Source organism: Rhodococcus koreensis (genome assembly GCF_017068375.1).
Classification (GTDB): Bacteria; Actinomycetota; Actinomycetes; order Mycobacteriales; family Mycobacteriaceae; genus Rhodococcus_F; species Rhodococcus_F koreensis.
Genome location: NZ_CP070609.1, coordinates 5,373,342 through 5,397,271, shown reverse-complemented (window position 1 = coordinate 5,397,271; position 23,930 = coordinate 5,373,342). Strand labels below are relative to the sequence as shown.

Annotated in this window: 20 protein-coding genes; 14 read left to right on the top strand and 6 right to left on the bottom strand. The window is 65.9% G+C overall.

Annotation, left to right across the window (positions count from 1 at the left end; translation table 11 throughout):
- Nucleotides 1-6: 6 nt before the first annotated feature.
- The 4 genes from JWS14_RS24740 (at nt 7) to JWS14_RS24725 (ending at nt 4,589) form a co-directional block, all read left to right on the top strand.
- Entirely contained in the window at nt 7-1,806 is a 1,800-nt protein-coding gene (locus tag JWS14_RS24740; protein ID WP_072939246.1) for a thiamine pyrophosphate-binding protein, read from the top strand.
- A 12-nt stretch (nt 1,807-1,818) separates the two neighbouring features.
- Nucleotides 1,819-2,658: a sugar phosphate isomerase/epimerase family protein gene (locus tag JWS14_RS24735; RefSeq protein ID WP_072939249.1), complete on the top strand. Its 840-nt coding sequence runs from the start codon at nt 1,819-1,821 to the stop codon at nt 2,656-2,658.
- A gap of 177 nt (nt 2,659-2,835) precedes the next feature.
- Nucleotides 2,836-4,269, top strand: coding sequence for an NAD(P)/FAD-dependent oxidoreductase (locus JWS14_RS24730; protein WP_241031457.1), 1,434 nt, complete (start codon nt 2,836-2,838; stop codon nt 4,267-4,269).
- Nucleotides 4,266-4,589, top strand: coding sequence for a hypothetical protein (locus tag JWS14_RS24725; protein WP_206014615.1), 324 nt, complete (start codon nt 4,266-4,268; stop codon nt 4,587-4,589). Before JWS14_RS24730 ends, JWS14_RS24725 begins: the two co-directional genes overlap by 4 nt.
- 125 nt (nt 4,590-4,714) lie before the next feature.
- Here the strand turns inward: JWS14_RS24725 and JWS14_RS24720 are convergent, their stop codons facing one another.
- A complete protein-coding gene (locus JWS14_RS24720; protein ID WP_072939255.1) occupies nt 4,715-5,074 on the bottom strand; it encodes a helix-turn-helix domain-containing protein in 360 nt (119 codons plus the stop codon).
- Nucleotides 5,075-5,174: 100 nt separating this feature from the next.
- A complete protein-coding gene (locus JWS14_RS24715; RefSeq protein ID WP_072939258.1) occupies nt 5,175-6,113 on the bottom strand; it encodes a LysR family transcriptional regulator in 939 nt (312 codons plus the stop codon).
- 166 nt (nt 6,114-6,279) lie between these two features.
- Between JWS14_RS24715 and JWS14_RS24710 the strand changes: the two genes are divergently transcribed.
- From JWS14_RS24710 to JWS14_RS24670, 10 genes are all read left to right on the top strand, one after another.
- Entirely contained in the window at nt 6,280-7,011 is a 732-nt protein-coding gene (locus JWS14_RS24710) for an enoyl-CoA hydratase-related protein (protein ID WP_072939260.1), read from the top strand.
- Between the two features lie 28 nt (nt 7,012-7,039).
- Nucleotides 7,040-8,188, top strand: coding sequence for an AMP-binding protein (locus JWS14_RS24705; RefSeq protein WP_206014614.1), 1,149 nt, complete (start codon nt 7,040-7,042; stop codon nt 8,186-8,188).
- 74 nt (nt 8,189-8,262) lie between these two features.
- Entirely contained in the window at nt 8,263-9,576 is a 1,314-nt protein-coding gene (locus JWS14_RS24700) for an aspartate aminotransferase type Ic (protein ID WP_072939265.1), read from the top strand.
- A 402-nt stretch (nt 9,577-9,978) separates the two neighbouring features.
- Nucleotides 9,979-14,814 carry an NAD-glutamate dehydrogenase gene (locus tag JWS14_RS24695; protein ID WP_072939268.1) on the top strand — a complete coding sequence of 1,612 codons (4,836 nt, stop codon included), beginning with the start codon at nt 9,979-9,981 and terminating at the stop codon, nt 14,812-14,814.
- Nucleotides 14,771-15,238, top strand: a complete 468-nt coding sequence (locus tag JWS14_RS24690) for a MaoC family dehydratase (RefSeq protein ID WP_255314961.1) — start codon at nt 14,771-14,773, stop codon at nt 15,236-15,238. The genes JWS14_RS24695 and JWS14_RS24690 overlap by 44 nt, the downstream gene beginning before the upstream one ends.
- Nucleotides 15,239-15,262: 24 nt before the next feature.
- Nucleotides 15,263-16,093 (top strand): hypothetical protein, encoded by an 831-nt coding sequence (locus tag JWS14_RS24685; RefSeq protein ID WP_206014613.1) that lies wholly within the window; start codon nt 15,263-15,265, stop codon nt 16,091-16,093.
- A complete protein-coding gene (locus JWS14_RS24680) occupies nt 16,090-16,989 on the top strand; it encodes a PHA/PHB synthase family protein (RefSeq protein ID WP_206014612.1) in 900 nt (299 codons plus the stop codon). The genes JWS14_RS24685 and JWS14_RS24680 overlap by 4 nt, the downstream gene beginning before the upstream one ends.
- Entirely contained in the window at nt 16,986-17,564 is a 579-nt protein-coding gene (locus JWS14_RS24675) for an alpha/beta fold hydrolase (protein WP_206014611.1), read from the top strand. The genes JWS14_RS24680 and JWS14_RS24675 overlap by 4 nt, the downstream gene beginning before the upstream one ends.
- Nucleotides 17,458-17,772 (top strand): alpha/beta fold hydrolase, encoded by a 315-nt coding sequence (locus JWS14_RS51785; protein ID WP_420855141.1) that lies wholly within the window; start codon nt 17,458-17,460, stop codon nt 17,770-17,772. Before JWS14_RS24675 ends, JWS14_RS51785 begins: the two co-directional genes overlap by 107 nt.
- A 38-nt stretch (nt 17,773-17,810) precedes the next feature.
- Nucleotides 17,811-18,704, top strand: a complete 894-nt coding sequence (locus JWS14_RS24670; protein ID WP_206014610.1) for an SDR family NAD(P)-dependent oxidoreductase — start codon at nt 17,811-17,813, stop codon at nt 18,702-18,704.
- 92 nt (nt 18,705-18,796) lie between these two features.
- Here the strand turns inward: JWS14_RS24670 and JWS14_RS24665 are convergent, their stop codons facing one another.
- The 4 genes from JWS14_RS24665 to JWS14_RS24650 all read right to left on the bottom strand — a co-directional run bounded on the left by JWS14_RS24665 (nt 18,797) and on the right by JWS14_RS24650 (nt 23,927).
- Nucleotides 18,797-19,111, bottom strand: a complete 315-nt coding sequence (locus JWS14_RS24665) for a hypothetical protein (RefSeq protein ID WP_206014609.1) — start codon at nt 19,109-19,111, stop codon at nt 18,797-18,799.
- Nucleotide 19,112: 1 nt separating this feature from the next.
- A complete protein-coding gene (locus JWS14_RS24660; protein ID WP_206014608.1) occupies nt 19,113-20,294 on the bottom strand; it encodes a thiolase family protein in 1,182 nt (393 codons plus the stop codon).
- A gap of 103 nt (nt 20,295-20,397) precedes the next feature.
- A complete protein-coding gene (locus tag JWS14_RS24655) occupies nt 20,398-22,245 on the bottom strand; it encodes an APC family permease (protein WP_206014607.1) in 1,848 nt (615 codons plus the stop codon).
- 530 nt (nt 22,246-22,775) lie between these two features.
- Nucleotides 22,776-23,927, bottom strand: a complete 1,152-nt coding sequence (locus tag JWS14_RS24650) for an NAD(P)/FAD-dependent oxidoreductase (RefSeq protein WP_206014606.1) — start codon at nt 23,925-23,927, stop codon at nt 22,776-22,778.
- Nucleotides 23,928-23,930 lie beyond the last annotated feature (3 nt).

The window sequence follows — 23,930 nt, the reverse complement described above, 5'->3', positions numbered from 1 at the left end:
ACCGATATGACAACACAGCAACTCACCGGCGGACAGATGGTCGTCGACTTCCTCATCCGCGAGGGAGTCGAGAAGGTCTTCGCGATCCCCGGCCACGGCAACACCGCACTCCTCGACGCGTTCGTCGACCGCGCCGACGAGATCGAACTCGTGCCGGCCATGCACGAACAGGGCGCCGCCCACATGGCCGACGGCTACTACCGGGCCTCCGGCAAGATCGCCGCGATCTGTACCTCCATCGGTCCGGGCGCGACCAACACCCTCACCGGGTTGGCGACCGCGTTCGCCGACTCGATGCCGATGCTCCTGATCACCGGCGCCGTGCACACCTACATGGAAAACCGGGGTGTACTGCAGGAGATCGACCGCCCGCACGGCAACAACTTTCCCCGCATGGTCGAACCGGTGGTCAAGCGCTGGTGGCAGCCCAGCCGCCTCGAACAGCTTACGGTGGCGCTCGCGCAGGCGTTCAACACCATGCACGAGGGCCGGCGCGGGCCCGTGCTCGTCGACATCCCGCAGGACCTGCAGGCCGAATACGGCGACTACACCCCCGACACCGGCACCCGCAGGCCCGCCACCCGCGCAACCGGCGACCCGGCCGTGATCGCCGAGGCCGCCCGCCTGCTCGCCGGCGCGAAACGTCCCGTCATCGTCGCCGGCGGCGGCGTCATCCACGCCGAGGCCGCCGCGGAGTTGATGGCCGTCGCCGAGCACCTCGGGGCACCGGTCACGCACTCGTTCCAGGGCAAGGGCGCCTTCCCCGCCGACCACGACCTCTACGCCTGGCCGTGCGGCGACATGGGTTCGATCCCGGGCAACGGCGTCACCCGCACCGCTGACGTGATCCTCGCCGTCGGCTGCCGGTTCAGCGACCGCATCACCTCCTCGTACCGCCCCGGCGTCACGTTCGACATCCCGAACACCAAACTGGTGCAGATCGACATCGACGGATTCGAGATCGGCCGCAACTACCCGGTCGAGGTGGGTGTCGTCGGCGACGCGAAAACCTCCCTGCAGTCCCTGCAGAACGCCCTCACCGACCTCGGGCCCGGCCGCGACTACCGCAGCACCGACTACTTCGCGGAACTGCAGGACCTCAAGGCCCAGTGGGACGAGCACCTGCGGCCGATGCGGACCACCGACTACCTGCCGATGACCAACTCGCGGGCGATGGTCGAGATCCGCAAGGCCCTTCCGCGCGAGGGCATCCTCGTCACCGACTCGTCCAACCCCGCGAACCAGGCGTTCAACGAGTTCCCGATCTACGGCCCGAAGACCAACATCGTGGCCGGCGGCTTCTCCGGCATCGGATTCGGTGTGCCCGCCGCGATCGGCGCGCAGATCGGCGCCCCGGACACCCCGGTCCTGGCGATGGTCGGCGACGGCAGCTTCCTCCAGACCGGCACCGAGATCGCGACCGCCGCGATGCTCGGAGTGCCGCTGGTGATCGTCGTGCTCAACAATGGCGGCTGGGAAGCGATCAAGGACCTCCAGATCAGCCTGTTCGGTGAAGAACGCGAAATCATCTCCGGGTGGAAGAACCTCGACGGGACACCGTATTTCGCCGACATCACCCGGTTCGCCCAGTCACTCGGCTGCAGCGCCGAGCGCGTCGAGGACCCGGAGAAGCTGGCCGACGCCATCGAGCGCGCGTTCGCGACGCCGGGCCCGGTGATCATCGAGGCGATGAGCGCGCACGAACTGCCGTGGACCGAGATGCACCCGACCGGCTGGTGGGACATCACCGTCCCCGCCTACCACGGCGAGGTCCGCGACGACTACGTCGCTCAGCGCGGATTCTGATCGGGGACCGGCATGGGAGAAATCAAACTCGGCCTGAACCTGGAGTTCGCCCGCTTCGAGAACGGGTCGTTCGACTGGGCCATGGACCAGGCCGCGGAGATCGGCTACAAGTACGTGGAGCCGATGGTCTACTGGGGCCGCGAGTTGCTGAGCACCGCCGGGTACTTCCACACCCGGTCGATGCTCGACGACCCACTGATCATGCGGGACGCCGCCGAATCCCGCGGGCTGAGCATCTCGTCGCTGTCCAGCCACGCCCCGCTGGCCAAGCCGGACGTGTCGGTCGACTACCTCAAGCAGTCGATCCGCTACGCCGCCGAGGTCGGGTCGCCGATGATCATGGTCGACGACGGGCCGCTGCCGACGTGGACCACCGAGGCGGAGAACTACACGCTGATGCGGTACACGCTGCAGGAGGCGGCGAAGGTGGCCGAACGGCGCGGCATCAAGATCGCGATCGAGACGCACGGCGAGTACACCGCCACCCCGGAGCGGCTCGAGAAGATCATGAACCTGATCGACAGCCCCGCGCTGACGATCAACCTCGACACCGGCAACAGCTACCTCAGCGAGAACGACCCGCACGAGTGGCTCGAACAGATCATCGGGGACGTCACCCACCTGCACGCCAAGGACATCGGCGTCGACGACGCGAAACGGCTGCGCGGCAAAATCCGCGGCATGCTCGGCTGCGCCTGCGGCGACGGCGTCATCGACTGGGAACGGATCGTGAAAACCCTCCACGAGGCGGACCACGACATCGTCCTGTCCGTCGAATGCGGTGGCCTCGACGCCGCGAAGAAGAGCTACACCTATCTCACCGATCTGATCACCCGCATCCAGACCGGCTGACAACGGCGTCACCGGCCCCGCAGGTGATCCCACGACACGCTGGATCCTGAACCGACATTCGAGTCTCCGGCGCGTCGTGTCCACAGCGTGCCGCCCGACACCCCGTGTGCCGGGCGGCACGTTTCACCCCTACCAGCAGTGCGGATGGCGATAGCCGCGATCCGGGAAGAGCTTGTCATGAATACTCCTGCCCGCACCGAGGCACGTCATCGGGTGGTGATCGTCGGCTCCGGATTCGGCGGCCTGTTCGCCGCGAAGGCGTTGCGCCGGGCCGACGTCGACGTCCTCGTCGTCGACCGCACCAGCCACCACCTGTTCCAGCCGCTGCTGTACCAGGTGGCGACCGGGATCCTGTCCGAGGGCGAGATCGCGCCGGCGACGCGGATGGTGTTGAAGAAGCAGTCGAACGCCTCGGTGATGCTGGGGGACGTCACCGACATCGACCTGGCGGGGCGCAGCATCACCTTGACCCATCAGGGCAGGACGACCACCACCGAGTACGACAGTCTGATCGTCTCGGCCGGGGCCCGGCAGTCGTACTTCGGCAACGACCACTTCGCCGAGCACGCCCCCGGCATGAAGACCATCGACGACGCACTCGAACTCCGCGGCCGGATCCTGGGCGCGTTCGAACGTGCCGAACTGTCCACCGCCGCGGAGGAACGCGCCCGCCTCCTGACGTTCGTGGTGGTCGGCGCCGGGCCCACCGGAGTGGAAATGGCCGGGCAGATAGCCGAACTGGCCCACCGGACCCTTGTCGGCGCATACCGGAACATCGACACCCGCGACGCCCGGATCGTCCTGCTCGACGCCGCGTCCACGGTGTTGCCGCCGTTCGGCGACCGACTCGGATCGACCGCCGCCGAGGGTCTCGAGAAGATCGGCGTCGAGGTGCGGCTCGGGGCGGCCGTCACCGACGTCGACGCGGACGGGGTGACGATCAAGGACGGGCGAGGCGAGACCGTCCGCATCGAATCCGCGTGCAAGGTGTGGTCGGCGGGCGTGGAAGCCAGCCCGCTGGCCCGGCAGCTTGCCGAGCAGTCGGGGGCCGAACTCGACCGCGCCGGGCGGATCGCCGTCCGCGAGGACCTGACGGTGCCGGGGCACCGGGAGGTGTTCGTGATCGGCGACATGATGGCCCGCGACCGCCTCCCCGGGGTGGCGCAGGTCGCGATCCAGGGTGGCCGGTACGCGGCGCAGCAGATCGCAGCAGATGCCCGCCCGCGCGCGTCCGCACCCGACCGGCTTCCGTTCCGGTACAGGGACAAGGGGTCGATGGCGACGATCTCGAGATTCAACGCCGTCGTGAAGGTCGGGGGCGTCGAACTCGCGGGACTCCTCGCCTGGATCCTGTGGCTGGCCGTCCACGTCGTCTACGTCGTCGGGTTCCGAAGCCGCCTGTCCACGCTCATGTCGTGGACGTGGACCTTCCTCGGCTCGTGGCGGGGACAGCTGACGGTCACCGATCAACAAGTGTTGGCACGCAACGTCCTGGGCAAACTCGTTCTCCTCGACCGGTGCGAGGGATGTTCACCCATCAGGGCCGTACAGACAATTAGCAGTGAGCATGCTAACTTGCTAACATCCCGTAAGAGAAGGAGCTCCTCATGACCACTCCAACGTCCGGCACAAAAGCGACCGACACGAAGGTCTCCGGTGGAAATCTCTCCCGCGCAACAGATTCCGGGAAGGGCAAGGATCAGAACGCGTTCGCAAGCATCGGGTCGAAGGTCGTCGACACGACCAAGAAGGCAGGGAACCGGTCGCTCGACGTCTACGAAAAGGCTCTCGACAGTAGCCTCGAATACCACTCGGCAATCGCGGCGGTCACCAACGTCGAGTGGGTTTCGACGATTGCGGATGCGCACGCGAAGCTGGCCCGCGAGATCAGCGCGGCGACAACCGCAGCGGCTCGAGAATTGCTGAAGTAGCTGCCAGGGCCCGCGGTAGCACGGTAGTACGGTCACCGTGGGTCCTGACCGCCGCCTCCCGAGCGAGAGCCCTCCGCGGGAAATTCATTCCGTCTCCCGCCCAAAGGCGACACAGACGTCTGCGCTTATCCGCGCTTACGCTCGGCCCTCGTCACCTTGCGGAACGTCTCGTACATCTCCACGAAGGCCGTGCGCCGGGCATTGGTGAGGTCGCCGTCCTGCCCTATCGCCCGAACTACGCTCGAAGACTCCTCCGGACGCGCTCGGACCTGCCCGAGCAAAACATCAGCCGAGGTCTGCAGGTGCTCCGCGATGGCGTCGAGAACTCGCTCACTCGGCTCCCGGAGTTTGCGTTCGATCTGCGAAAGGTAGGGGTTCGAGATCCCCACCATCGCGGCGAACTGCCGCATCGGAAGCTCGGCAAGTTCCCGCTGCTGCCTGATCAACTCACCTAACGTCGGTGACGGCTTCTTGTCTTCGGCCACCCTGCCAGGATAGACAGCGGGGAACGCTACCCTCCGACCCGCACGTCCAAGATGCTTCGGCCCGCGACTTCGCCACGTCGGCGGAGGGAAATGGAGAATGTCAACCCAGCGTGGCGGCCGATTGTTGCCGCCGATGCAGCGCCTTTCCCGTCTTCTTCAGGATGGTGAGGAGCTCACCCGCCAGAGCGACATGGCCGGCGCTGGCAGGCAGGGCCACGAAGATCTCCCGCGCAAGCGCCGGCTTCAACCGGCGGGCGCGAGTTCCGCGGCCGGGAACCAGGGCGAGCTCGGGAACGAATGCGACGGCGACACCGGAGGCGGCGAGAGCCTGTGCGACATCGTAGGACTCGGTCTGGAACGGCACCCAAGGCACGAACCCGGAGTCTGCGGCTGCCGAGTTCAATTGTGTACGTGCGGGTCTGCCGGTGATGCTGCACGCCCAGGCGTCCTTCTCGAAGGCCTTCAACTCCACAGCCTGAGAGGCCGGATCTTGCGCCTGAGGGTGATCGTCGGGGAGGACGACCCGAAGCGGATCGGTGAGAAGGTGCTCGAATCGAACTCCTTCGACTGCACTCGGGGTGCCGCTGTACGAGGCGGTGATCGCCATATCCAGCTCACCGCTGGTGATCAGTTCGATGCCTCCGTCGGTGGGCACGTCGACGACCGACAACTGTGCTTCGGGGTGTCGGTATCGCAGCGCGGTCAGTCCGTCCGGAAGCAACGCAACCGCCGCCGAGGGAAACGCGCCGAGACGGAGTCTGTTGGCGTGAGCGCCGAGGTAGTCCGCGACGGTTTCCTCCGCTCGGGACAGTTCGGCAGAGACGCGTTCGCTGTGCTCGGCCAGCAGGCTTCCGAGAGGGGTCAGCTTGGCACCTCGCGCGCCCCGTTCGACCAGCAGTGCGCCGAGGTCGCGTTCAAGCTTGGCGAGCTGCTGTGACACTGCGGGGGAAGTGATTCCGAGTGTTTCTGCTGCGCGTGCGAGGCTGCCCCCCTGCTTGACGGCCAGCAGGAGGGCCAACTGCGACGAGGTGAGGTTCATTAAGCAAACCTTAGCGCTGCAGCAGCTAGATCGCCATTCTGCTTATTCAATTTCGGCGAGACGATGGACGGTATCGAAACCCGCAGAAGGAGTATGCCCTGATGGCCAGTTCACCTCGCGCAACTCGCGCCGCCGACTCCCGCGCCTGGAAGTCAGGTGTCCTCCAGTGACGACCTCCGTTCGATTCGACGTCCGTAGCAACGTCGCCTGGATCACCCTCGATGGCGTGGACACCCGCAACTCCCTCGATCGGAACAGCGCGCAAGCCCTGGTCGACGCTTGCGATGCCGTCGACGTTGACCCATCGGTGGGTGCTGTGGTGATCACCGGAGCCGGAAGCGCCTTCTGCTCGGGAGCCGACCGAGCCGCACTCGGGAATCTTGCAAGTGCACAGCCGCACGAGGCGTACGAGGCGCTCGACTCCCTCTACCGTGCGTTCCGCCGATTCGGTGAGGTGACTGTTCCGTCGATTGCCGCGATCAATGGTGCCGCGGTGGGAGCCGGACTCAATTTGGCGCTGTCGGCGGATGTGCGTCTTGCGGCCGAGGACGCGCTGCTGGTGCCGGGCTTCGCGGAGAACGGAATTCATCCTGGCGGTGGGCATTTCCACCTTCTCGAGCGGGCAGCCGGTCGCCAGGCCGCCGCCGCGCTAGGCGTGTTCGGGCACCGCTTGACCGGGGCGAGTGCCGCTGACACCGGACTGGTGTGGGACGCGGTTCCGGTGGCCGATCTCGAAGAGGCGGCCCAGCGCCTCGCCGAACCGGTCGCCCGCGATCCTGAACTCGCTCGGGCCTTGGCGAACAGCCTGCGGTTGACGACCACACCACCGTGCGCATGGCAGGCGGCAATCGAGGTCGAACGCGCCCGGCAGATGTGGTCGCTGTCGCGCCCCCGCTGACGGGCCCAAAGACACAGGAAGGACCGTGATGATCGACAATCTCCCACACCTTTTCCTCGATCGCGCATCCATCCGCCCCGACCTGATGGTCGGTGTGCTCGACGATCAGATCTCGTTGCGAGTCGCTCTCGAACTTGCCGCCGGTGGGGCAGCCGACTTGTGTGCCCGGAACCTGTCCCCAGACGACCGCGTCGCAATCGTGGCGGAAAACTCGACGGATTACGTTCTGGCCTGGCTGAGTTGCTTGTTGGCAGGCGTGCCTGTCGCGCTGGTGGATCCGACCTACCCTCGGGAGCCCTTGGCGTGCATGCTCGACGTCCTCGACCCCACGGTGGTGATCACTGACCGCCCCGCGGCCCCATCGTTCGCTGGAACTCGCAACGCGATCACCATCAGCGCCTTCCGTAATGCCCCTCGGCTCGATCCCAGCCACGCCCCCGGCACCAACTCCGGTCGGTACTCGACGGCATCGCTCATGCACCCGGCCCGGCCCACGCCGCGTATCCCGAAGTTCTGCGCCCTATCGCACGAGTACTTTCTCCGACTGGGACGGGCGGTCGCGGAGGCGATGACACTCACCGACCGCGATCGATCACTCACTCCGCTGCCCCTCTCACGAATCAACTCCCTCGGGTACGGGCTCGTCGGCGCACTGACCGCGGGCGCGGACGCCTTGCTCGCCCGCACCTTTGCGGCCGGCACATTCTGGTCCGAGGCCATCGACCACGGGATCACCGCGCTGACACTGGACGCACCACTGGCGCACAATCTCGCGCGCACCGCCACCGAGAAGGACTCGGCCGGCCACCGCGTGCGAACCATGTTCCCGGCCGATCGTGCGTTGATGCAGCAGTTCGGGGTGGTCCGGGCGGTTTCCGGATACGGTTCGCCCGAGGCCGCCGGAGCGAGTCACCTGCGCACGTGGTCCATCGACGACTACATCCCCACCGACGCCCATCGCCACGGCGGGCCTGGGCGAGAGGACATCGAATGGAAGTTGACGGACTCGGGTGAGATCCTGATCCGCGAATCCGCCCGTGGCACGTTGTTCACCGGATACTTCACCTTTCCCGGCGTGACCTCGACACTCGACCAGAACGGCTGGTTCCACACCGGGGATCACGGGCGGCTCGACGTCGACGGCGGTCTGGTCGCCGTCGACCCTTCACCTGCATGAAAAGCTTCTGCGTTCCGCCTCAACCGCCCCCAGTCTGCTATTTCAAGTAACAGCCAACATCTGAAGGAACCGAGATGTCCACGTCTCTGCACAGTCTCACCGACCACGAGCTCGACGCCGAGCTCACCCGGAGCCGCGCCGAGTACGACACATTGAAGGCGCGCGGGCTGGCCCTCGACATCACCCGGGGCAAGCCCGCGCCGGAACAGCTCGACCTATCAGCCGCGATGCTTTCCCTCCCCGGCGACAACGACTACGTGATCGATGGAATCGACTGCCGCAACTACGGTGAACTGCCCGGACTCCCGTCGCTGCGAGCACTGTTCGGTGAGGTCCTCAATATCGCCCCGGAAAGTTTGATTGCCGGTGGCACGTCGAGTCTGGAGACGATGTACGACGTACTCTCGTTTGCGTGGATCCACGGGACATGTGACGCCGGCGCTCCGTGGTCTTCCGCTCCGGTGAAGTTTCTGTGCCCCGTACCCGGTTACGATCGGCATTTAGCCATCACCGAGTCGTTCGGTATCGAGCTGATTGCGGTCCCCCTGGTCTCCGACGGTCCTGATGTCGACGCGATCCGGGAGTTGGTTGCCGGGGACCCGCAGATCAAGGGTATATGGTGTGTCCCAATGTTTTCCAATCCCAGTGGGGTGACCTATTCCGAACAGGTCACTCGCGACCTGCTGAGCATGCAGACCGCCGCACCGGACTTCCGCATCTTCTGGGACAACGCCTATGCGGTGCACGCCCTGGTCGGCGACGCCCCGGAGGTTCTCGATGTACTGGCCATCGCCGCACAGATGGGCAATCCGGAGCGGCCGTTCGTCTTCGCGTCGACGTCGAAGATGACAATCGCCGGTGGCGGTGTGAGTTTCTTCGCCGGTTCCGGCGAGAACGTTGCGTGGTATCTGGGCCACCTCTCGCAGAAGCGGGTCGGACAGGACAAGGTCAACCAACTTCGGCACGTCCGGTTCTTCGTCGACGTGAACGGTGTTCGTACGCACATGCGCAAGCACCAACAGATTCTCGCCCCGAAGTTCGAACTCGTCACCACCATCCTTCGCCGCGAGGTCGGCGATTCCGGCATCGCATCGTGGACGGATCCGCGCGGAGGCTACTTCGTCAACCTCGAGGTGCTGCCCGGCACGGCCAAGCGGGTGGTGGCGCTGGCGAAGGATGCCGGTATCGCTCTGACACCGGCCGGTTCGGCATTCCCGTCCGGCAATGATCCTCGGGACAGCCACATCCGGTTGGCACCGAGTTTGCCGTCCGAGGCCGAGTTGCAGTTGGCGATCAATGGCCTGTGCACCTGCATCCGGTTGTCGGCCGCCGAGCTCGTCCACCGCGATCGCGCCGCCGATGTCCATCGCTCGTCGGTGTCGGTGTAGCCGAGACCGACTCGTTCGCAGAGGATCCCGAATGCACCGAATCTCGTGGAGGATGCGGCGGGCCACCCTCGCCATGGGGCTGCTGGTGGTCTTGATCGTCACCGGTGACCTCATGCATCAGGGCATGCAGCTCCTACACAGCTGGTGACCATTCCGGTCCGCGACCATACGCGCCGGCCTCTTCGAGAGGCCGGTGTCGACTGCGCACGGATTCTCCCAGCCGCTCCGGCACCCACATGGCGGGTTGCGGAGCAATGCACTTCGAAGCATTAAGCAGAGTTAATGCTCTGCAATCGAGAACGTCGTTCCGTTGACGGGTTGTTGACCGGATCATTGTGCATACGAAGCCAGGACGAATCAGTGCCGGGCGGACCCACCATCAAGTGCCACAGGAGATGTCAGGTGAATCTCGAAGGACTCGAACACGACCGTCAGCTCGAGGTCAGTGCTGAACTCGGTGCCCTGGCGTCCGCACCGAGCGGTTACCAGGATTACGTCGATGCGCTCTTCCGTCACGAGCCCCGCGACGATCTCGCCGAATGGACCGACACTGCACTCGCCGGCCGCGCTTATGAGTATCTCCGCTTTGCTCGGCTCCGGGCCGAGGGGGTCGCACTGGTGCAGTGCGAAGTCGAGGCGGGAACAAGCCACGCGCACATCCTGATGGTCAACACCGACCTTCCCTTCCTCGTCGACTCGGTGGCAATGACCGTTCGACGGCACGGCACGGTCTCCGCGCTCCGTCACGTCACGCTGGCAGTACGACGCGATACCGAGGGAGTGCTCATCCCCGACGGCATTACCCGCCCACGCCAGGACGATCAGTACGACAACGACCCGCTGGTCGAATCCTGGATGGAGATCACTTTGCTGCCTGCCGCGGGAACCGAACCCCACTCCGCGGAGTTCACTGCGATGATCGAGAACGCGATTCGCAGCACCCTCGCCGACGTCGCGGTCGCGGTGACCGATCAGACCGACATGGAAGGTGTCGCCCGCCAGGCAGCACTGTCCTTGAAGTCCGATGCGACCGAGAACCAACTCGACAGCGCCTACGAGGCAAGCGAGCTGCTGCACTGGATGTGCGCCGAGAACTTCACGTTCCTCGGCTACTGCTCCTACCGCCTGGTGAAGGCGACGGAGTCGGGAACGGCTACCCTCGAACCACTTCCGGAGACCGGACTGGGAATCCTTCGGCCCCATCACCACGAGCACCGCCACCACACCCTCGATCCGCTGACCACGACTCGCGCGTTCGGCCCGGATGTGTTGATGGTGTCGGCGGCCGGCACCCGCAGCACGGTGCGGCGCGACGCCCCGTTGGACTACGTGGGAATCAAGATCGTCGATTCCGACGGGATCACGGTCGGCGAGCACCGCTTCCTCGGTCTGTTCGAAAACACCCTCGACACGTCGGATATGCGGACGATCCCGGTCGTCAACCGAACTGCCGGACGTACTCTGTCGATGCTCGAGCGCGATCCGCGCTCCCGAGAAGGCCTCGAGCTGCTCGACATTCTCCAGGACTACCCGCGGCGGGAGATTCTGCAGAGCACCGCCGAAGAGCTTGCTCCGACGGTTCTCGCGGTGCTGCATCTGCAACGGCATCCTCGCGTGCGAGCGTTCATCCGCCAGGACACCTACGGCCGGGCCATCTCGATTCTGCTGTATGTCCCCCAGGACCGGTTCTCACCTGCCGTTCGACGGGCAGTGGTGGCGGCGGTCTCGCAGTTCCTGGGCGGCGCCGCGGTCGATCACAACACCCGAATCGGGGAAACCGCGCTGGTGCGTGTTCACGTCACCGCCTGGCCGAACACCGGGGACGAGCGCATCGATGTCGCGGAGTTGTCGCGCGTGGTGGTGGAAGCCGCCCGGTCGTGGACCGAGAAGCTCGACGATCTCCTCTCCGAGGCGTCGACATCGGTTCACGACGACTTCATCCCCGTGGCAGTGCCCCTGAGTTATCAGGAGCGGTTCTCTCCCGCCGAAGCAGTCGCCCACTTGTCGGCGCTCTCCGAACTGACGCAGGATCCGCACCGGCGGCTGCAGCTGACGATCACCCCACCCGAGAACGCAACCTCGGACCTGATCTCGGCCATCGCGGTCACCACCGAGCCGATGGTCCTCGCTTCGGCACTGCCGATCTTCGGGCATCTGGGATACGAACTCGCAGCGGAACATCCACACACGCTGACCAGTACCGACGGGCGACTCGCCTACGTATACGAGTTCATCCTCCGCTCGCGCTATCGCCAGCACCGCCTGGACGCGCCCACAGCGGCGCGGACCGCCGAGGCGTTCGAGGCGAGCTACAGCGGGCACACCGATCCGGATGCACTGCAGGCGCTGGTCACCACCGCTGACATGGAGTGGCGGCAGGTCCTGGTTCTGCGCGCCTATGCCGGGTATCTGCGGCAGAGCGGTTGGACCTTTTCCTCGGAGTTCGTCAATTCCGTGATCGCCGGTCACCCGAAGATCGCCGCTGCCCTGTGGACGCTGTTTCGCGCGCGGTTCGATCCGGCGCTTGCTGACGGCGAACGCGACCACATCGAACTGGTCGCGGAGATCGAAGGCGCAATCGACGAGGTTCAGGGAATCGAACCCGACCTGATCCTTCGAACCTTGCTCGACACCGTGCTCGCCACCGTGCGAACGAACGCGTTCCGGCGACTGTTCGCACACACCGACGGACCGGTCGACACGATCTTGAGTTTCAAGCTCGATCCCCGCACGATTCGTGGCCTTCCCACTCCAGTACCACAACTGGAGACGTGGGTGTTCGCCCGCAATGTCATGGGCACCCATCTGCGATTCGGGCACATTGCGCGCGGCGGCATCCGGTGGACCGACCGGGTCGAGGATTTCCGCACCGAGGTTCTCGGTCTGGTGCGTGCGCAGATGGTGAAGAACGCGGTCATCGTCCCCACCGGAGCCAAGGGCGCGTTCCTTCCGCGGCTGCTGCACACCGGGGCCGACCGAGCCCGGCAGCTCGAGATCGCACGCACCGCGTACAGCACGTTCGTCGAGGGACTGCTCGATCTGATCGACAACTTCACCAAGGACGAGTCCGGCACCTACCGCCTCGACCCGGCACCGCAGACGGTGCGGCACGACGGTGACGACACCTACCTGGTCCTCGCCGCCGACAAGGGCACCGCACAGTTCTCCGACGTCGCCAACGCAATCGCCACCGGCCGCGGGTACTGGCTCGGGGACGCCTTCGCCTCGGGTGGATCCAACGGATACGACCACAAGCAGATGGGTATCACCGCGCGCGGCGCCTGGGAATCTGTGCGCCAGCACCTGTTCGAGGTCGGCATCGACTCCGACACCGATCCGGTTACCGCGGTCGGGATCGGGGACATGAGCGGGGATGTCTTCGGGAACGGACTGCTGCGGTCTCGTTCGGTGCGGTTGGTCGCCGCCTTCGACCACCGGCACATCTTCCTCGATCCCCAGCCCGAGGCTGGCGCGGCGTTCGAGGAACGGCAACGACTCTACGACCAACCCGGCTCCTCCTGGGCCGACTACCGTCCCGACCTCATCAGCTCCGGCGGCGGCGTCTTCGCTCGCTCGGCGAAGCGTGTCACGCTCGCCCCGCAGGCCCGAGTCGCACTGGGACTGGACGAGGAACGGGCACAGTACACACCGAATGAGCTGGTGCAGGCGATCCTGGCGGCACCGGTCGATCTGCTGTTCAACGGCGGGATCGGTACCTACGTGCGCGCGAGTTCGGAAACCGACTCCGAGGTCGGCGACAGCGCAAACGACGCCGTCCGCATCACCGGGTGTGAGGTACGTGCCCGGGTGATCGGTGAAGGCGGAAACCTCGGGCTCACCCCGCTCGGGCGGCGGGAGGCGGCGCTGCACGGGGTTCGGTTGAACACCGATGCGATCGACAACGTCGCCGGTGTGGATACCTCCGATCACGAGGTCAACATCAAGATCGCGCTCGACGATGCCGTCGCCGCCGGCGTCCTGGGCCAGGACAAACGCAACGTTCTACTGCAGTCGCTGACCGACGACATCGCCGACCGCGTTCTCGACCACAATCGCGCACAGAACACCATGCTGTCGGTGGCCCGTGCCGAGGCCGCGGAGATGGCGCCGGTGCATCGCCGGATGCTGACGGGACTCGAACGGAAGGGTTTGCTGTCCCGGGAGGTGGAGTCTCTTCCGAGTGACGCCGAGCTCGAACAGCGCATCACCCAGGGCGGGGTGTTGACCTCTCCCGAACTCGGCACCCTGCTGGCCTACGTGAAGTTGGAGATGAAATCTGCGGTCCTGGCGTCCGGGATCACCTCGGAGTCGTGGGCCGAGCATTTCCGCACCGAGTACTTCCCCGCCGATGTTGTCGCCGTGTGCGGTGATCGTCTCGGGGCGCACCCGTTGGCAAAGGAGATCACCGCTACCGCGATCACCAATCGCCTTGTCGACGACAACGGCATCACCTTCGTCTTCCGGATGCAGGAGGAAACCGGGGCGTCGGTAAGTGCGATCATCCGGGCGTGGGAGGTCGTCCGCCGCGCTATCGGTCAGCGTGACTATCTGTCCAGCATTGCCGAGCTGGACCCGTCGGTCACGGCGGACACCCGCGTCCGGATGCAGCTGAGTCATCGACGACTTGTCGAGCGCTCGGTGCGCTGGCTCCTGGCGAGCCGGCGGCAGACCATCGATGTGACCGGTGAAACTGCCCGCCTCACTCCCCTCGTCGAGTCGCTGCGCTGCTCCCTGGCGGATTTCCTCGTCGGCGCCGACCGGGCCGCAGTCGATGCCAAGCATCAGCGGTACCTCGACGACCGGAACGTCCCCGGACCCCTCGCCCGCAGATCGGCGAGCCTGTTCCAGGAGTTCTCGCTGTTCCCGATCAGCGAAACCGCACTGCGCACCGGCACGGATCCGGAAGGAGCGGCGCGCACCTATTTCCAGGTCGCCGAGAGGTTCCGCCTCGATCGGCTTCTGCGCCGGGTGGCGGCCCTTCGTCGAGTCGACAACTGGGACGCGATGTCCCGGGCCGCGCTGCGCGATGATCTCTACTTCGCGGTCAGCGACGCGACGCGGCGCCTGATCAATGACTCTGACCCGCGGCAGTCGCAGCCCGGTCAGGTCGGGGACCTTCCCTCCGAATGGCTCGACAACGTGCTGGACTCTGCCCTCGATCCGGCACGCGAACCCGAGTTGGCGGTTCTGCTCGTTGCGACCAACGCCCTGCGTTCGTTCGCGGAGAACCTCGCCTAGCGGCATCGGTGCACCGCGGCGCCGCCAACGCACGCCCCGGCGCGTGTCCAAATCCGACATCGCAGGGTTTGCCGCGCTGACCGGTGACGAACAGTGGATTCACACCGACGCTTCACGTGCTAGGGAGGGCCCGTTCGGAACCACCATCGCACACGGGTATCTGACTCTGTCCCTTGTTTTTCCACTGCTCGCCGAACTCCTCGACTTCACCAACGTGAGGATGGTCGTCAATTACGGGCTCAACCGGGTGCGGTTCCCGTCGGCGGTCCCGGCCGGTGCGCGCATCCGCCTGGCCGCGACCGTCACCGAGGTGACTCGGATCGGCGACGACTGCTATGAGCTCGTCATCCTCAGCAGGCTCGAATGCGACCGCGGCACCAAACCCGCAGCTGTCGTCGAGCTGATCTACCGCGCATACGAGTAACTTCATCAGTGGGGGAATACGTCCGTGTCGATCCTGAAAGCCATCCCATCGTGGACACCGCCGCGTGATCTCGGGGCGCTGAGAATCACCACCTCCGATGTCGACCCTGCAGCGTTCCTGCGCTCACTCGGAGCAGCAGGCATCGGCGCGCTGAAGCACCCCAGTGGAACCGCTGCCGCGCATTGTCGGCTCCTACTCGGCTCCGGCAGTGCGCTGCGCACTGCCGCCGGACGGGCGATCGGCCGAGACAATCCGGGACCGATAGTGCCCAAGCCCGGTGACAAGCGGTTCTCCGACAATGCGTATCGGGAGAACGCCGCGTACTTTTACCTGGCACAGCAGTACCTGCTTCTCGAACACCTGGTCAACGAGCTCATCGACGGCGCCGAACTGAATGAGGACACCGCGGTCAAAGCACGGTTTGCCGCCCGGTTCATTCTGGACGCCCTCAGCCCCACCAACACCCTCCCCGGCAACCCGGCAGCGATCCGCAAGGCTTTCGACACCGGTGGGCTCAGTCTCGTGCGTGGTCTTCGGAACTTTCTGCACGATCTCCGACACAACGGAGGGTGGCCGTCGCAGGTCGATCGGTCACAATTCGCGGTGGGCGTCGATCTCGGCGCCACACCCGGATCCGTTGTTTACCGCAGCGATCTGATCGAGCTCATCCCGTACACGCCGCAAACCCCCGATGTGTACGCGACCCCACTGCTGTTCTGCCCGCCGTGGATCAACAAGTTCTACATCATGGACCTGGCACCGGGAAAGAGCCTGATCGAATGGGCGGTTCAGCACGGCCACACCTGTTTCGCCATCAGCTACCAATCAGCTACCGCAACCCGGATGCATCGATGAGTGGCCTCGGGTTCCGCGACTATCTCTTCGACGGCCCGCTCGACGCGGTCCGAGTCGTCCGCGAGATCACCGGCTCGGAGACGGTCAACACCGTATCCATCTGCCTGGGTGGCACCCTCACCGCGCTGGGTCTGGCATACAACGCAGCTCAGGACGATCCATCCATCGGATCCGCGACCTTCATCAATACTCACACCGACTTCACCGAGCCGGGAGTGCTCGGCGCGTTCACCGATGAGAACACGATCGCGGCGTTGGAGACGCAGATGGCCCGGAAGGGGTATCTCGATTCGTCGCAAATGGCACGCACCTTCAGCACCCTGCGCGCCAACGACCTGATCTTCCAGTACGTGATCAACAACTGGTTGCTCGGCAACAAGCCTCCCGCGTTCGACCTACTCGCCTGGAATGCCGATTCCACCCGCATGCCCGCACGCATGCACGGGGAGTACCTGCGCTCGTGCTACCTGCGTAACGAGTTCTCGCGAGGCGAGTTCGAGATCAACGGGGAGCTCCTCGATCCCTCGCGAGTGGACGTCGACAGCTACATCGTGGCGGCGGTCGACGACCATGTCGTGCCGTGGACGTCGAGCTACAAGACCACCCACCTGCTCGGCGGGGACAGCCGGTTCGTTCTGAGCACGTCCGGGCACATCGCCGGAATCGTCAACCCGCCGAGCCCGAAGGCCAAGCACTGGGTCAATGAGGCACACAGCGGCGATCCCCACGAGTGGAAGGCCGCCGCCGAGCTGCGGGACGGCACGTGGTGGCTGGACTGGGCGACGTGGCTCGCCGACCGAGCCGGCGCGAAACAGCCGGCGCCACCGGCGCTCGGCAACGCGACGTATCCGCCGCTCGACGACGCGCCCGGCGTCTACGTGCAGGAGGAGGCGTGACAGTGGCGAACACGGAGCCGACCTCCGCCACATTCGAGGTGGCGACTCGGCACGGACAGCAGGTTGCGGTGCACGTGAGCGGATCCGGTAACCCGGTGGTCCTGCTCAACGGTCTTGCGCGACCCATGGCGAGCTGGTCGGCCTTCACCCCTGTGCTGGGCGAGCGGATGATCGTATCGTTCGACGCCCCCGGCGTCGGCGCGTCGAAAACTCCGAAGCTGTCGTTGTCGATGCAGGCACTGTCGGACGTCGTCGCCGACGTGCTCGACGCGGTGGGCGTCGCACGGGCCGATGTCGTCGGCTTCTCGCACGGCGGCGCGATCGCCCAGCAGTTCGCCTTCAGCTCACCCGAACGAGTCCGCAGACTGGCCTTGCTGTCCACCTCCTGCGGTCGTGGGGCAACACCAGGTTCCGGAAAAAAAGCTGTGGGCCACTACTATCGATCAGCGCAATCCTCGTCGCTGGGGGCTGGCACGTACGGTCGGTGCGCTCTGGCAGGTCGCGGCAGTAGCGAACTGGTCGAGTATCCCCCTGCTCGGATCGATCTCGGCGCCGACGCTGGTGGTGTGCGGTGAGTACGACCGGATCGTGCCGCCGACGAACAGTCACCTGCTTGCCGCGCGGATACCGAACGCGGTGATATCCGTCGTTCCGGCGGGACACGACCTGCAACGCCCGGATGTCGCGAACCCAGTCGCCATGCGGGTGTTGCGATTTCTCGATGGGCCCGTCGCCGAGGACGTGGCGGTAGATGACGACGCCGGCCTCAGCCCGTGTTGGTGAGCCCCACAGATTGTACGGAAACTACCGAAGGAGTTCAGTTGTCCTCGCTACATTTCGACGAACGCGTAGCCATCGTGACCGGAGCCGGCAACGGTCTGGGCCGATCGCACGCCCTCGAACTCGCGCGCCGGGGCGCGCGGGTGGTGGTCAATGACCTGGGTGGCTCGCTACATGGTGACGGACAGTCGACGGACGCGGCGCAGGCCGTCGTCGACGAGATCACCGCGTTCGGCGGTACGGCTGTCGCCAACCGTGACAGCGTCGCCACGGAAGAGGGCGGTCGCGCGATCGTCCAGACGGCACTCGATGAGTTCGGCCGACTGGACGTTCTGGTCAACAATGCAGGTATTCTGCGGGACAAGGCCTTTCACAAGATGAATGGCGCGATGATCGACGCCGTCATCGACGTTCACCTCAAGGGAACACTGTTTGTCACCCAACCCGCCTTCCGTGCCATGCGGGAGGCGGGCTACGGCCGCATCGTCAACACCAGCTCGGCCTCCGGCCTGTTCGGCAATTTCGGGCAGGCAAACTACGGCGCCGCGAAGGCGGGGATCGCAGGCCTTACCCGCGTTCTCGCGCTGGAAGGGGCGGCCTACGGAATCGTCGCGAACGCAATCGCGCCGATAGCCGCGACCCGCATGACGGCGGGGCTGCTGGGCGATCTGACAGCACACGTGACGCCGGAAGGCGTCAGCCCGGTGGTTGCGTTCCTCGCACACGAGGACTGCCCCGTCTCCGGGGCCGTGTACTCGGTCGCCGGCGGCCGGGTTGCAAAGATCTTCGTCGGAGAAACCTCGGGGGCAATTCTGGAGGAGCTGACGGCGGAAGCGGTCCGTGACCAGCTCTCCCAAATCGAGGATCAGAGCACATATCACGAGCCCACGTCATTGGACATGGCCACGGCGATCATCGCCCGCGCGCTCAGCTGACAAGCGGGTGCGGGCAGCGACCACGTCGCTGCCCGCACGTGCTTCCGTGCTCGACTCCCGCCGGCGAAACCCGTCGAGTTCGAATCTGCCTGTCAGTCCTGATGGTTCCTCCGGCGGCGCTCGATCATCTGATGCGAGACGAAGCGTTTGAGCTCCTGGAGGGCTTCCGGATGGAGCGTGCGCCGGACCGGCCCCTCGAGCGCCTCGGCGAGACGATCCACATACCGACTGGGGGTCATCCCGAACTCGACCCAAAGGTGTTCGTTCGCGATAGTGCCGAAAGGTAGCCACGTCAAAGCGAACTCGACGAGGGCGCTCTCCTCGCGGCAGACGGTAGCGATACCTCGACGACGGCCGAGATGGTTGATCGGCCGTCGAGTCGTTGCCGGTCGTTGAACATTTCTCATGTCAGATCCTTCGGAAGAGGGCGGCGAGGGCCTGGCCGCCGCCGATGCACATGGTGACGATGCCGAGTTCGAGGTCGCGGCGCACCATGTCCTTCGCGATCCGCAGACTCAGGATCGCCCCGGTCGCCCCGACCGGGTGACCCAACGCGATCGCCCCACCGTACGGGTTGGTCTTCTCCGGGCTGAGCTTCGCGTCCCGGATCACCGCGACCGCCTGCGACGCGAACGCCTCGTTCAACTCGATCACATCGATATCACCGGGGGTGGTCCCGGTCTGCTCGAACAAATTCTGCAACGCCAGCACCGGGGCGTATCCCATCAGCGCGGGGTCCATCGCCGCCGTCGCGACCGCCTCCAGCGTCACCAGCCCGGTCAGGCCCCTCTCCCGGGCGGCGGACTCGGTGGCCAGCACCAGCGCCGCGGCGCCGTCGTTGATCCCCGACGCATTCCCCGCGGTCACCGACCCGCCCTCCTCGAACGCCGGCCGCAACTTCGCCAAGGTCTCGAGGGTGGTGTCGGGCTTGGGATGCTCGTCGACGTCGACCGTCTTGGGACGCCGGCCCCCGATCTGCACCGGGGTGATCTCCTCCGCGAACGCCGCCCGCGCGGCGTCGGTGGCGGCGCGGCGCTGGGATTCGACGGCGAACTCGTCCTGCTGCTCCCGGCTCACGTCGTACTTGCGGGCCACGGCCTCGGCGGTGCGGCCCATATGCACCCCACCGAACGGGTCGGTCAGAATCGCGACCGTGCCGTCCACCAGTGCGCGGTCACCGAGCTTGTACCCGGAGCGCGCCGAGAAGTCGTAGAACGGCATCCGCGACATGCTCTCGTCGCCGCCGGCGAGGGCGAAGTTCACCCCACCCCACCGCATCTGCTGCGCCGCCGACCACACCGCCTGCAGACCGGACCCGCACAACCGGTTGACGGTATACGCCGGCGTCTTCTCCGGAAGTCCGGCGGCCAAGGCGACGCGGCGGGCGTTGTAGGCGTCCGGCCCGACCTGACCGATGCAGCCCATCACCACCTCGTCGATGTCCGCACCCGGCACCCCGGCACGATCCAGTGCCGCCTTGACGGCGGTGGCACCCAGTTCGTGGGCGGGCACGTCCTTGAACGCGCCCCCGAAGCTGCCGATCGGGGTCCTCGCGCCGTCGACTACGACGATCGGTTCAACAGAATTCATGACCTGCCTTTCAGGTTGTACTGCCGGGCGGCAGCGGCGGTCGGCGGGGCCTGTATCAACGTCGAAGGGGGCGGCACCGGTCGGCGCCGCCCCCTTCGAGGAATCACACCGGGACGACGTCGTCTTCGAGGTGATTTTCCCGCACTTCGTCGGTCTGGAAGCCGGAGGCAACCGACCAGTAGTAGCCTGCGAGGCCTGCGACCGTCACCGGGATCAGGTCCCAGCCTTCACCGAAGGCGGGGTGGTCGAGCGGCCCGTAGCTTCCGTAGAAGGACAGGAAGAGCACGGCCACCAGCAACGTGACGAACCAGGTCGACCGGGAAACATGCACGCGGCCAACGGTGTCACTCATCAGGTAGAGGACGATCCCGCCGACGGCAAGCACTGCCGTGCAGGCCACCAGATAGGCGGGGGTATCCCAGGCGCCTTCTCGCTGGCCGCCGCTGACCGTCATGAACCATCCACCCTGCCAGCTCACGAAGCCCCACGCCGCGAGGAATACTGCGGACCAGCTGTACGCGCGAGCGCGGGTGATCCAACCCTGTCGTACGGCGATGTATGCGACGTATGCCGGGGTACCCGCGAAGACCACGATGGCCAGGTTGAGGACGGTCGAGAAGCCGGCGACGTACACCAGGATCAGGGTTGCCACGAAGCTGGCGGGCGCCCAGAGTCCGGCATTTCGGAGGCGGAAGGGACGCGGCAGGTCCGGGGCGGTGCGGCGGAGAACCATCATGCTGGAGCTGCCGACGAGGTAGCTCAGCAGCAGTGCCACCGACACGATGGAGACGAGGCGGTACCAGCTCGGCAGCGGGAGCAGGAACAGGCAGGACACGGCGAAGGAGACGAGCAGCGACATCCACGGCACGGCGAATCGGTTCAGTCGCTGCAGCAGCGACGGTGCCATGTCGTGCTCGGACAGTGCGTAGGTCGACCGGGTGGCACTACCGAGGAACACCCACCCGGTTGCGGCAGGGGAGACGATCGCGTCGATCAGGAGCAGTGTGCCGAATCCGCCGAACCCGGCGGCGATCAGGGCCTGGAACAGTGGTGCCGATGCCCAGTCACTCGACAGCAGCGATCCCCATTGGCCCGGTGCCAGGCCGGCGGCGGCCCAGTCCAGTGCTCCGATGAACGCAACCTGGAGCAGCACGTAGACGACCATCGGGATGAGGATGGATGCGGCGATGGCGATGGGGATGTTGCGTTGCGGGTTCTTGCATTCGCCGCCGAAGTCGAGGACCTGGCGGAAGCCGAGGTAGGCGAAGGCGATACCGGTGGCGGGGATGGCGTGGAGGACGCCGTCGAAGCCCATGGCGAAGAATCCGGTCTCGGTGAAGTTGGAGCTGCGGAATGCGGTGAACAGCAGGATGAAGGTCAGCGTCGGGATCGCGATCTTCCACAGCGTGATCCAACGGTTCGCTTCACTGAGCATTTTGATGCCGAAGATGTTGAGGACGGTGAAGACGGCGAGGATGGCGACACCGGCGAGGATGCCCCTCGGCCAGGTCAGGATCTCGAGCCCGTCGACCTCGTGCATTAACCCGAGTTCAGGCCAGTTGCTGCTGACATAGGTCAGCACTGCCTGGGCCTCGAGGGTAGTGACCGCGACGGTGGCGATCCAGTACGCGCCGCCGACCAGCCAGCCGGTCATCATGCCGTGCGACAGACTCGGGTACCGGACCGGTCCGCCCGAGCGGGGGAGCATGGCGCCCAGTTCCATCCAGGGCATCGCGATGACACCGAAAAGTAGAGCTGCGAGTACCCAGGACAAGACTGCGGCCGGTCCTGCGGCCCCTGCGGCGGACAGAACGGCGAACAACCACCCGGAGCCGATCTGCGCACTCACACCGAGGAAGATCAGGTTGGTCAGGGACATCGAGCGCGTCAATTTCTCCGACGACGCTCCCGGGGCGGCGATGCCACCCGATGGTGCGGATGAAAGTGCCATGAGTTTTCCTGTTTCGTGATCAGCGGCGCCGGCAGTTTCTTCGGCACATGAGCGCTGAGGGGAGGGAGGGCGGGGGTGCCCTGCATCCGGTTCGGATTCGAAATCCGAAGCGCCGGAGGAGGACAGATCGAAGATTACAGGGCGTTGGTGACGGAGAACACAGTCACCTGAGAGCGTTCATCCTGAGTGATGGCAGCGAGTGCATTCGCTTACCTCCGGAGTCGGAAGTGTTCTCGCCCTGCAACTCTGCCGGGCCGAAAGGGCGCGGACAGAAGGGGATCTGGGAGTCTTGCCACGTCGAGGACGGGCAACCTGGAGCGGGGAGATTACTCCCCGGCCAGAGGAAGGCAGCGAGTGCGTCATTGAACTTGCCGCCTCCCCCTGGCTTTTCGGGGTTGGGCGCGGCGATGGCGTGGTGCATTGTTGCCCGCACCATTCGCCGTGTCCGATTCTCGATGCGGCCGTCGGCAGGACTGAGGCCTGGCCGGTGACCTGGAGGGTTCGGGCGGGAGCCCGTACCCCTACGCCGGTCAGAAGACCAGCGACACTGAATTCTCGATGGCACCGGTCTGGAATCGGGTCAGGGACAGCTCGGACAGGTCGATGCTGGTAATGGCCCCGGTGGTGACCTGCTCGGTGACGAGTCGACCGATCTCCGGCGCCTGGATCAGGCCGTGCCCGGAGAAGCCACATGCGTTGATCCACTGTGGTTCTCGTGGGACGGCGCCGACGATGCCGTCGTGATCGGGGGTGTTCTCGTAGGTGCCCGCCCAGCAGGCACGCCGATCGAGTGGCAGCTCCACCAGCCAGGGGAAGCGGTCGGCGGCCAGCGCCAGCAACTCCTCCATCCAGGGCCAGTCGATCGCGGTGTTGTATCCGTCGACCTCGGTGGGCTTGGCGCCGGCGAAGAGCAGTCGCCTACCTTCGCTGCGCATGTACACACCCGTCGCCAGGTCCACCGTCATCGGCACGTACGAATCGAGGGCGCCCTCGGCGGTGGCGTAGACGTTGCGGCGGGAATGCACCACGGGCACGTCGAGCCCTGCGAGACCCGCGACTTCGCCCGCCCAACCGCCCGCTGCGTTGATCACATGGCGGGCCGTAACCGCGCGGTCGCCCGCCGAGACGGTCCACAACTCGCCGGCCTTGTCGATCGCGTCCACCGGTGCCTTGAAGAAGACGTCGGCGCCCTTGCCGCGAGCGAGCGCGAGGAAGGCGTTCGTCGCACTGTGTGGGTCGATCTGCCCATCCGCCGTCCCCCAGGTGGCCCCGCCGATTCCGGCCGGGTCGAAGGGGGTGATCTTCTGGGCCCGGTCGACGTCGAGGACCTCGACCGGGACACCGTGGGCGCGTTGGAGCTCGACAGCGTGGAGCTGACGTTCCCAGTTCGCTTCCGGCACCAGGAACAGGTACCCGTTGGGCTGGTACCCGATGTCGATGCCGTACCGGTCCTGGAAGTCGCGATAGAAGCGGATGCTGCGCCAGGACAGCTCGGTGTTGAGGCCGTCGGCCCACTGCGCACGGACCGAGGCGAACGACAGCCCGGTGCTGCCCTCGGCGGCACCGGCCTTCGCCTCGAGCACGGCGACCTTATGCCCCCGCTGGGCCAGGTGGTGTGCACAGCTGGCACCGATGATGCCGGCTCCGACGACCACGACGTCGTACACGGTTGGATTGGTCATGAC

Bases quoted from the DNA above. Each gene is read 5' to 3' on its own strand.
- JWS14_RS24730 (WP_241031457.1), top strand. From the start codon at position 2,836: ATGAATACTCCTGCCCGCACCGAGGCACGTCATCGGGTGGTGATCGTC.
- JWS14_RS24680 (WP_206014612.1), top strand. From the start codon at position 16,090: ATGAGTGGCCTCGGGTTCCGCGACTATCTCTTCGACGGCCCGCTCGAC.
- JWS14_RS24650 (WP_206014606.1), bottom strand. From the start codon at position 23,927: ATGACCAATCCAACCGTGTACGACGTCGTGGTCGTCGGAGCCGGCATC.
- JWS14_RS24705 (WP_206014614.1), top strand. From the start codon at position 7,040: ATGATCGACAATCTCCCACACCTTTTCCTCGATCGCGCATCCATCCGC.
- JWS14_RS24725 (WP_206014615.1), top strand. From the start codon at position 4,266: ATGACCACTCCAACGTCCGGCACAAAAGCGACCGACACGAAGGTCTCC.
- JWS14_RS24700 (WP_072939265.1), top strand. From the start codon at position 8,263: ATGTCCACGTCTCTGCACAGTCTCACCGACCACGAGCTCGACGCCGAG.
- JWS14_RS24655 (WP_206014607.1), bottom strand. From the start codon at position 22,245: ATGGCACTTTCATCCGCACCATCGGGTGGCATCGCCGCCCCGGGAGCG.
- JWS14_RS24660 (WP_206014608.1), bottom strand. From the start codon at position 20,294: ATGAATTCTGTTGAACCGATCGTCGTAGTCGACGGCGCGAGGACCCCG.
- JWS14_RS24735 (WP_072939249.1), top strand. From the start codon at position 1,819: ATGGGAGAAATCAAACTCGGCCTGAACCTGGAGTTCGCCCGCTTCGAG.
- JWS14_RS24740 (WP_072939246.1), top strand. From the start codon at position 7: ATGACAACACAGCAACTCACCGGCGGACAGATGGTCGTCGACTTCCTC.
- JWS14_RS24715 (WP_072939258.1), bottom strand. From the start codon at position 6,113: ATGAACCTCACCTCGTCGCAGTTGGCCCTCCTGCTGGCCGTCAAGCAG.
- JWS14_RS24665 (WP_206014609.1), bottom strand. From the start codon at position 19,111: ATGAGAAATGTTCAACGACCGGCAACGACTCGACGGCCGATCAACCAT.